This window comes from Catellatospora aurea, assembly GCF_042663325.1.
Taxonomy (GTDB): domain Bacteria; phylum Actinomycetota; class Actinomycetes; order Mycobacteriales; family Micromonosporaceae; genus Catellatospora; species Catellatospora aurea.
The window spans coordinates 1-9,590 of the sequence record NZ_JBHTAC010000086.1 but is presented as its reverse complement, the minus strand read 5'-3'; the positions used below and the strand labels follow the sequence as shown (position 1 = coordinate 9,590).

General features: G+C 74.5%; 8 protein-coding genes. 1 reads left to right on the top strand and 7 read right to left on the bottom strand.

What is annotated here, in order from left to right; genetic code table 11:
- The 6 genes from ACFQO7_RS37435 to ACFQO7_RS37410 all read right to left on the bottom strand — a co-directional run.
- A partial coding sequence (locus ACFQO7_RS37435; protein WP_376810840.1) for an FHA domain-containing protein occupies positions 1–990 on the bottom strand: 990 nt, incomplete at its 3' end.
- A gap of 90 nt (positions 991–1,080) precedes the next feature.
- On the bottom strand, positions 1,081–1,599 hold the full coding sequence (locus tag ACFQO7_RS37430; protein ID WP_376810839.1) for an SHOCT domain-containing protein: 519 nt from the start codon (positions 1,597–1,599) through the stop codon (positions 1,081–1,083).
- A gap of 62 nt (positions 1,600–1,661) precedes the next feature.
- Positions 1,662–5,342: a PspA/IM30 family protein gene (locus ACFQO7_RS37425; protein ID WP_376810838.1), complete on the bottom strand. Its 3,681-nt coding sequence runs from the start codon at positions 5,340–5,342 to the stop codon at positions 1,662–1,664.
- 28 nt (positions 5,343–5,370) lie between these two features.
- On the bottom strand, positions 5,371–6,984 hold the full coding sequence (locus ACFQO7_RS37420; protein WP_376810837.1) for a hypothetical protein: 1,614 nt from the start codon (positions 6,982–6,984) through the stop codon (positions 5,371–5,373).
- A complete protein-coding gene (locus ACFQO7_RS37415; RefSeq protein WP_376810836.1) occupies positions 6,984–7,412 on the bottom strand; it encodes an SHOCT domain-containing protein in 429 nt (142 codons plus the stop codon). The genes ACFQO7_RS37420 and ACFQO7_RS37415 overlap by 1 nt, the downstream gene beginning before the upstream one ends.
- Before the next feature lies 1 nt (position 7,413).
- Complete coding sequence (locus ACFQO7_RS37410; protein WP_376810835.1) at positions 7,414–7,854, bottom strand: DUF6325 family protein; 441 nt, start codon at positions 7,852–7,854, stop codon at positions 7,414–7,416.
- Positions 7,855–7,933: 79 nt separating this feature from the next.
- On the opposite strand from ACFQO7_RS37410, the gene ACFQO7_RS37405 reads away from it, so the two are divergent.
- The gene (locus ACFQO7_RS37405; RefSeq protein WP_376810834.1) at positions 7,934–8,539 is read left to right on the top strand and encodes an HdeD family acid-resistance protein; all 606 of its coding nucleotides are present in this window, start codon (positions 7,934–7,936) and stop codon (positions 8,537–8,539) included.
- Positions 8,540–8,666: 127 nt separating this feature from the next.
- Here the strand turns inward: ACFQO7_RS37405 and ACFQO7_RS37400 are convergent, their stop codons facing one another.
- Positions 8,667–9,482, bottom strand: coding sequence for a patatin-like phospholipase family protein (locus ACFQO7_RS37400; protein WP_376810833.1), 816 nt, complete (start codon positions 9,480–9,482; stop codon positions 8,667–8,669).
- Positions 9,483–9,590 lie beyond the last annotated feature (108 nt).

The following is a 9,590-nucleotide window of genomic DNA, read 5'->3' as shown; positions in this document are numbered from 1 at the left end:
GACGGAGGCGGAGTCGAGGGGGCGGCTGCTGGCGAGGGCGCCGATGCGGCCGATCTCGACGCCGGGGAAGAGTTCGACGATGTCGGAGACCCCGAGCTGGCGGCTCGCGCCGCGGCTGAGCTGGAGTTCGCCGTCGGCGGCGCCGCCGAGGCGGACCAGGGTGCCGTTCATGCTGAGGTCGGTGACGGAGATGCCCTGCGGGCTCAGCGACATCGAGACGTGGGCGCGGCTGACCTTGGCCCGGGCGTCCTCGCTGAGCCACGGGCCGAGCTGTACGCCGACCTGGCCCTGACCGCCGTCGGGGGCGCGGCCGACCACGACCGGGCCGGCGGCGGTGACCACGAAGCGGGTCCGGATCACGCCGTCCACGCGCACCGCGAGCACCTGCTGCGGCGGGCGCGGCCCGTTGTCGCCGAGCGGCGCGTCGTGCCGGGGGCAGATCGGTTGGCCGTTGCGCAGCCGCGGCACGGGCTGGCCGCTGCCGCGGCGGGCCGGGCCGAAGTTGGCGCAGTCCGGGTCCGGGCAGTGCCACCAGCGGGCGGTTAGCTGACGGCCCACCGGCGACGGGCCGGTCGGCACGGGACCGCGCGGCTGCAGCACGACGCCGCCCGCGCCGGGCAGCGGCGACCAGACTGCGGGCAGCACCCGCGAGACGATCGGCAGGCCGGTGAGCTCGGAGACCTCGACGACACGGGCGGCCGCGCCGACCACGACCTCGACGATGCCGTCGTCGCCCCAGCGGCGCATGACCATGCGTTCGTTGGAGGTCAGGTCCTGGTTGGAGAGCAGGGACTTGTCGACGACGCAGTACGCCGAGACGTGCTCCTCGCCGACCTGGCGGGCGAGCCCGTCGACCACCATGCCGAGCCGGACCAGGTTGGCGGGGCGGCCGCCGTCCAGGTCGGCGCAATAGATCAATTCAGCCACGTCGAGCACCCCGGCGGCGAGAGCCGGGTCGGTGCCCAGCCGCCGCTCGATCGCATCCAGCACATGACTGACCTCGAACCTCATAGTCCAAGACCCTAGGTTCGGTGCGCGACCTGCCGCAACCCGCAAACGTCCAGCGTCACAGCCTGCCGTCTATGCGCCGAAGCCCCGGGGCCGGCGCGGCGGCTCGCTGCCACCCGCGGCCGGGGGCGGCTCGGCGGGTCCGCGCGGCTCGCCGGTGCTCGGGACTGCCGGCGAGCCGGCGGTGCCGCCGGACGTCGTGTCGCGCGTCTGGGCGGCGTCGTGGGCGCGGGCGGAGTCGAGCACGCGGGACTTCTCCTCGGCGAACTCCGCGTCGGTCAGCTTGCCCCGGTCGTGCAGGTCGGCCAGCAGTTTGAGCTGCTGCGCCGAGTCGCTGGGCGAGTACTTCTCGACGAACTCGCGGCTGGCCTGGTCCATCGCCCGGCGTTCCTGGGCGGTGGCCCCGGGCTGCCGGAAGATCAGGTAGATCAGGGTGCCGAGGAACGGCAGCAGGATGACGACCACGATCCACAACGCCTTGAGCCAACCGGAGAGGTCGTCGCGGCGGAAGATGTCCACGATCGCGAAGGCCCAGATCAGCAACAGCGGAATGAAGATCAGCAACAGCCAGAAGACGTCCCAGAAGTCCATCTTCCCCCCTAATGTGGCACTCTCCCCCATTCTTGCGGGCAGAGTGCCCCAGCGGGAGGTGGTTACCGCATCCGGCCGATGGCCCCCCGCAACCTGCCCACGTCCCGGCGGCTGCGCTCGTAGGTGATGGCCAGCGCCAGCAGCACCGCCCCGCCGACCGCGATCGGCACCCAGGTCGGCAGCAGCCGCGACACCAGCAGCAGTTCGTGCAGCGCCAGCACCAGCAGCGTGCTGCCACCCAGCAGCACCGGGGCCTGCAGGCGGCGCACCGAGCCGAAGACCGTGATCGCGAGCGCGCCCAGCCCGAGCAGCAGCCGCCGCAGCGGCGTGCCCGACTCCTCGGTCAGCGCTCCGGCCAGGCTCGGCAGCAGTGCCGCGGCCAGCGCCGGACCGGCGAACAGCCAGCTGGACAGGTCCGGCCGGGCCCGCGCCGCGTACCAGCCGACGGCGAGCGCGAGCAGCGCCACCGGCAGGGTGTACGCCTCCAGCAGCCCGACACCCTGCGCGGCGAGGATCACGCACCAGGCGACGGCCTCCGCCACGGCGGCCGCGGCGGCACGCAGCACCCGCTGACCGCGCGGCGCGGCCAGCACGGTCAGTCCGACCGCGACCCCCCACACCGCCAGCACCAGTGCGATCGACCGGGCGTATCCGTGGCACAGCGTCAGCGCCACGAGCGCCGCCGAGTGCGCCGCCGCCTCGGCAGCAGCCCGCTGCTCCCGGGCGAACGGCGCGTACGCCAGACCCAGGATGATCGCCGCCACCCCGAGCACCAGGTAGGCGACGAACTCGAAGCTCAGCTCGGCCGCCTCGCCGATGGCGATCGCCAGCAGCACCTTCGCCGCGGCCCCGGTCAGCCAGCCGGCGGTGCGCACCGGCCGGGTCCGTCCGCCCACCGCGATGACGGCCAGCACCACGGTCACCAGGGCGAGCGCGGCGACCGTCGACCACTTCTCGGCCAGTGAGCCGGCCAGACCAGCCCCGGTCAGCAGCAGCCCGAACAGCCCGCCCGCCAGGGTCAGCGCGCCGTACGGCCGCAGCCCGGCCAGCACCAGCAGCGCCGCTCCGAGCACCAGCTGCACGGCGCTGATCGTCGGCCAGGGCGCCTGTGCGGCGGCCAGTGCCGCGAGCCCGGCCACCGCGGCGACCACCCCGCCGGCCGCCGTCATCAGGCGCGTCCCGCCCCGGCGGAACCACAGCGCGACCGCGGGCGCGAGCAGCAGCAGCGCGACCGCGTACGACCAGGGCAGCCGGTCGCTCGGATAGGCGGTCAGGCCGGTGCCGACCTGGTCGCCCGCCCAGATGCGGAACAGCCAGCTCCACGGCGCGATGAAGATCAGGTAGAGCGCCTCGGCGCACAGCAGCAGCGTGAACGCCAGCACGACCTGTGCCGGGAGCTCCGCCCGCGCCCAGCGGGACTGCACCGCGACCAGCGCGAGGGCCAGTGTGCACAGCGCGGCGTAGACCGCCGCGGAATCGGTCGGGGGCTGGCCGCCCGGCAGCGCCCACAACGCCCCCGCCAGACCGCCGACCACCGCGTAGTCGCGCAACCGGGCGGGCGACAGGTACACCCACAGCGGCGACAGCAGCGCGGCGGCCAGCAGCGCACGGCGTGACCACGGATCGTCCACCCCGGCCGCGGCCACCATGCTGTGCGCCATCGGCGGCAGCAGCGCCAGCGCCACCGCGCCGCTCACCCCGCCCAGCACGCGTACGCCGTGCAGCGCGCTCGCGGTGCTCACGGTGCCGGTCCCACCCGTGCCGCTCTCGGGCACCAGGGCGCTGCGCCAGCCGACCGCCGCCGCGGCCAGCCCCAACACCACCACGGCGCCGAGCGCCCACGCCGAGAGCACCCGGCTGCCGGCACCGACGAGCAGGGCGTGCCCGGCGAGCAGCCCGGCCACCACGCCCCAGAGCACGACGTGGCGGCGCAGCAGCAGGGCGACGGCCAGGGCCACGGCGACCGCGACCAGGTCGCAGGCGAGCGCCGACCACGGCGTCAGCGCCGGGTGCCCGGGCACCGTCAGCGGGAGCAGCAGCACCGCCCCGGCGGCGACCCAGGCCCGCACCGGCTCCGGCACGGGCGGCCCGGTCAGCAGCCAGGCCGCGGCGGCCACCAGCGCCAGGCTCACCGGCAACTGCCAGCTGTACGAGCCGTCGAACGGCGCGGGATCGGCGGCCCACCACGGCATCGCGTCCGCGACGGACTGCCAGCCCGCGCCCAGCGCCCAGCCGATGGCGCACAGCGCGGGCACGCTCAGCGCCAGCGCCGCGCCGCCGATCATCCCGTTGCGGACCGCGGGCCGCCGGGCCGACAGCACCCTGCCGAGCACGGTCACCAGCACCGCCACCAGCGCGGCCGCGCCCGCCATCACCAGCAGCCAGTAGTGCTGCCACTGCACCAGCGCCGGCCGCACGAGCGCCGCGGCGAGCGCCGCCGTGACCACTCCACCGGCCGTGGGCAGGGCGAACGCCGCGGCGTTGCCGGTGCCTGCCAGCCAGAGCCCCGCCGCCAGCACCCCGGCTGCCGCGAGCAGCACCAGCGAGCCGGTGACCGCGGTGTCCGGATCGGCCCCGAGCAGCCACGCGATCAGCGACAGCAGGCCGCCGATCCCGAGCATCCCCAGGTACGCCAGCAGCGCCAGCACCCGCAACCCGGTTCTGCCCGGCAGATCGACCGCCACCCGCGCCGAAGCCGCGACCGGCGGCACGGCCGGCTCGGCCGCGGGAAGGTCCTGCCCGGACTGCCTCGGCACGGACGCCGCCGCCACCGATGCCTCGTCCGGCCGGCTGGACGAGGCGGCCGACCCGGCCGTGCCGAGGTCCGCCTCACCCGGGGCCGGCCGGCCGGCCTCCGGCGCAGGGGCGGCGGGCCGCAGCGCCCGGTAGAGCAGCAGGTCGCCGAGCGCGACCGCGGTGAACACCGCCGACCAGCCCGCCACGTCGGCCGAGGACTCCAGGAAGAACAGCGGGAGCGCGGGCTGCGCCGCCAGCAGCGCGCCGAACCGGGTCGCGCTCGTCCCGGCGACCCGGGCGTACCCGTAGCCGAGCAGGGCGGTGAAGGTGGCCACCGCTCCGGCGTAGAAGCCGCGGTCCCACTGGTCGGCGACGCCGCCGAGGTTGACGTACCAGATGGCGTAGCCGTCGAGCACCACCAGCAGCAGCCCCAGCGCGGCGAACGTCTCCGCGGTCGCGGTCAGCGCACGGCGGCGCACCAGCGGCGGCACGGCCAGCACGCCGACGGTGAGCACGCCGAGGATGAGCGCCCGGCCGACCACGTCGAACGTCGCCCAGGCCACGGCGGTGAACACGATCGCGGCGATGCCGAGCAGCAGCCCGCCCAGGATGAACAGCAGGTTCTGCACGGTGCGCGGCGAGGACTCCGGCCCACGGCCCGGCACGGCGGCGGCGACCGGCGGGACGGTCCCCGGCGGAGTGCTGGCGGTGGTGGGCGGCAGCGTGAGCAGGGTGGGCTGGTGCGCAGACCGCTCCCGGGCCACCGCGACCCGGACCTTCGTGGCGTACGCCTCACGGTCCCGGCGCAGTTGCGAGAGCCGGCCCGACAGCGACTCGTACGCGCTGCGAGCCTGCTCCACCTGCGGCGCGAGCACGGCGATCTGCGCGTCGTAGGCCAGCACCGCCGCGGCGTCCGGGTCCGGCGCGCGGCCGCAACCCGGGCAGGGTCCGTCCAGCGTGGCAGCGGCTCTGCAGAGCGGGCAGGGGTACGACGCGTGCTCGGTCATGCCGGTCAGCATGCCGTAGTCGCGCCAATCAGGGATCGACCGCTCGGTCGGTAGGATCCGTCGGCACCCCGTCCGAAGCCGACGGCGGTCCGGCAGGGCGGCCCCCGCGCTGCTTGCCAGGCTCGTCCGGCGCGGAGTCCGGTTCATCGGCCTCGGCCGGCTCGGCCGGCAGCGGCTCCGACAGCTCCCACGGAGTGGCGTCGTCCGCGCGCTCCGGCTCGGTGGTCTCGGCGGCGGCCGCGCCCAGGCCCGTCCCGGTTCCCGCAGCAGCGGTCGCAGACCCGCTCACCGCCATGGTGGTAGCGGACTCGGCGACGTCCGCTGTGGCCGGCGGACCGGCGGGCAGCGGTTCCAGGACCGTGGCCGGCATTCGGCGGCCCATGGTGAGCACCAGTGTGACGAGCCCGGCGAGGACGAACGCCCACACCGCCGTCGCGATCGACGGCCGGGCGAGCAGCCACCACCCGGCCAGCACGCCGAGCACGATCGCGAACCAGCGGAAGTGGCGGCGTACGAACGCGCCGGTCCGCACCGCCCACGGCTCCCGCGCCAGTGGGCGCACGGCCCGGTCGACGACGGCGTTCACGCCCCGGCGCAGCAGCACCGCGGGCCGTGACGGGCCCGCCAGCAGCGCCCACAGCACCCCGAGCAGCGCCGCCACCAGCACCGTGACCAGGGCGGTGAGCAGGAACCGGAGCACCGTGTCGTACACGTCCAGCGTCACTGTGCGGTCCAGGCCGCGCTCGGTCGCCCGCTGCGCCACCTTGTCGCGCGCCATCTGGTTGGCGATCAAGCCCACGACCAGCATCAGCGCGCTGAGTGTCAGGCCGAGGATCAGCCCGCGCCGCCGGTTCGGGGCGGCCCACACGGCGAGGCCGAGCAGCACCAGCGCCAGCGGCGGCAGCCAGTTCGCGCTGACGTCGAGCAGGCGCACGTAGCGCTGGATCTCGGGCAGCTGATCCACCTGCGCGACCGTGTACGGAATGGACATGTCGGGGATGCGGGCCGCGAGGCCGAAGCCGCGGGCCACCAGCTCCTGCCGGGCGGCGGCCAGCACCGGCCCCAGGTCCACCACCACGTCGGTGCCGGAGCTGTGCAGCATCGGCGTGCCCTGCCCGGTGAGCAGGCCCTCGAGATTCTGGTGGGCGATGCGGTTGACCTGGTTCCACACCGCGGGGAAGCGGGGTGAGGTGACCAGCTCGCCCACCACCTTGTGGATCTGGCCCTGCAGCCAGTTGGTGACCGCGGGCAGCACCAATTGGATGACCGCCTCCACGCGCGGCAGGTCGACCGCGGCGGCCAGGTCACCGGCGAGTTTCTCCAGCGGCAGCCGCGCCATGATCTCGTCGGTGACCCGGTCGGTGACCGCCGCCTGCACCTGCGGGTCGGTGGCCAGCGGCGCGACGGTCTCCACGTACCGGTCGGTGTCGAGCAGCTCGGCCCGGGCGAAGCGGGCCGTCACCGAGGCCAGCACCAGCACCGCCGACAGCAGCGCCAGCAGGAACGCCCCGGCCCAGCGCAGCGTGCGCGCGGTGCCGCCGGGCCGCCGGGCCACGGGCGCGGCGGGCTCGGGTGACTCGTGGACGGCACCGGCGAGCCGCCGCTCCCACGCGGACGGCGCCGGGTCCTCGGGCTCCGTCATCAGGTGCCCAGCAGCTTCGCCTTGGCGGCGGTGAACTCCGCCTCGGTCAGCACGCCTGCGGCTCTGAGGTCCGCGAGCTGCCTGAGCTGCGACATGAGATCGACGCCGCCCACAACGGCGGAGGCAGGTGGGGTGGAGGTCGCGCGCGGCGCTGCGGATCGCGTTGGCTGGGCGGCCTCGGCGGCCGACTGCACCGGCCGGTCCGCCTGTGCCTCGCCCGCCTCCACGTGCTGATCGTCCTGCGCCTGCTGGTCGTGTACCGCCTCTTGAGCGGCCTGCGCCTCGGCGGCTTCCGCCTGCTTGCGCTCGGACCAGCGGTGCACCGCGCCCGCCGTGGCGGTCGCCGTGCCCGCCACGACGGCGGTGCGCGCCATCGAGCCGAGCAGGCCGGGCCCGCGCCGGTTCCCCACCGGACGTCGTAGCAGCATGTCAGCCTCCCACCGGTGCCGGATGCACCACCGCCTCGACCGCGTCGACCACCGGGGCGGGGATGCGCTCGGCGAGCACGATCTCGCCGCCGGCCTCCGCGACCACGGCACGCACGCCGGCCAGCCACCGGTGCTCGAAGAGCAGGACCAGCGCCTGCGCGCCGGGCGTGATCGCCTCGGCCAGGTCCTGCACGTCCCGCTCGGAGATGAGCCCGTCGACCGCCTGGATGGCGGGGTCGATCGCCTCGAAGTCCTCGTCGCCCTGGTACTCCCGCAGCTCGTGCGAGGTGACCGCGCCGTCGGCGGCCCGGTCGACGACCACCATGTCGATGATGCGGACGATCTCCTGGTCCACCAGGCGATGCAGCTCGGGCGCGATACGGCGCCCGGGGATGCGGCCGGCGAACTCGACGACCACGAACTCGAGCGGACCCCGCTTCATCACTGCCCCCTTCATCTCAGACTGAGGCTACTCATCCGAAAAGGGAGAAATCACAGATATTGCGAGTTATCTTCGCACCATGATTGATCCGTACGGAGATGCCGAACTAGAGGCCAGCGCCCTGCGTTCGTTCCAGCGCATGTCGATCATCGGCGGACTGATCTCCATCGCCGCGGGTCTGGCGCTCACCTTCTGGCCCGAGAAGACGATCGTGCTGATCGCGGCGCTGATCGGCGTCTGGCTCGTCGTCGTCGGGATCTTCCGGATCGCCGAGGGCCTGACCGCCAAGGGGGTCAGTGGCGGCCACCGCGCCCTGATCGCCGTGATGGGCGTGCTCTACATCGTCGTCGGCATCATCTGCCTGCGACACCTCGCCGACTCGATCAAGGTGCTCGCCGTGGTGCTGGGCCTGGTCTGGATCGTCGGCGGAGTGGCCGAAGTGGTCACCGGCTTCGCCCGTACGCACGGCACCTGGCCGAAGATCGGCACCGTGCTGATGGGACTGCTCAGCATCGCCGCCGGCCTGATCCTGTTCTTCTGGCCCGGCATCACGCTCACCGTGCTGGTCTGGATCACCGGCTTCTGGCTCATCGCCCTCGGCATCATCCAGCTGATCCTCGGCTTCACCTCCGGCCGCGCCGCCAAACGCGCCGCCCGCGCCAACTCCGTCCCCGGCGTCGCCTGACCACCCGCCCCACCCCCCCACCTGCCGCAACTCTTAAATAGTCGCGGCCTCAGGGCGGCCCGAATGCCGCGACTCTTTAAGAGTTGCGGCAGGGGGTGGAGGCTGCGGCGGGGCCCGGCGGGTGGGGTCAGTGGCCGACGGCGGTGAGGTAGTCGCGGGAGGCGGCGTAGGCGGCGCTGACGCGGCGGCCCACGGCGGCGGCGTCGCGGTACGCCCACGGGCTCTCGTCGGCACCGGCCCCACCCGGGAGGACGTGTACGCGTACGCCCTCGGGGACCGCGGCGAGTTCGCGGGTGAAGCGGACCCGGCGGGCGATCTCCATGGCGACGTTGGTCGCCTCCCACGGCCGCTGCGGCGGCTGCAACGGCCGCTCCAGCCGCCCGACCTGGAGCATGAACACTTCGTCCGCGCCCAGCTCCACGGCATGGTTGATCGGGTACGCCACCAGGTTGCCGTCCAGGTAGTGCTCGCCGCCGATCTCCGCCGGGGGCAGCACTCCGGGCAGGGCGGCCGCGGCCAGCACCGCGTCCACGACCCGGCCGGTGCTGAACCAGTGCGCCTCGGCGCGCTCCACGTTCGCCGCGCACAGGTGCAGCGGCACGCGCATGTCCTCGAAGGTGACCCCGGCCCGCATCGACCGCTCCAGCACCCGCTGCAGCGGGGCGGGCGAGTGCAGGTGAGCGCGGGTGGCCAGGCGGCGCAGCTGGCGCGGCACCGAGTCGCCGTACACCTCGCTGATCTCGGGGGTGGCCCACAGCCGGACCAGCTTGTCGGTGACCTCGGGTTCGGGGTCCGCGGCGACCAGCGCGGCGTTGATCGCGCCGATGGACAGGCCCACCACCAGGTCCGGGCGGATGCCGGCGCGGAACAGCGCGCGCAGCATGCCGACCTCGACGGCGCCCAGCACGCCACCGCCGCCGAGCACGAACGCGGTAGTCCCCACGCCGCCATCATGCCCGATGCCGGCCCCGTCCGAGCTGTCAGACCTGCTCAGACGGTGACCGGCAGCACATTTTCACGGTATGAGGGCCGGCCCGGCGCGGCGGTTGGA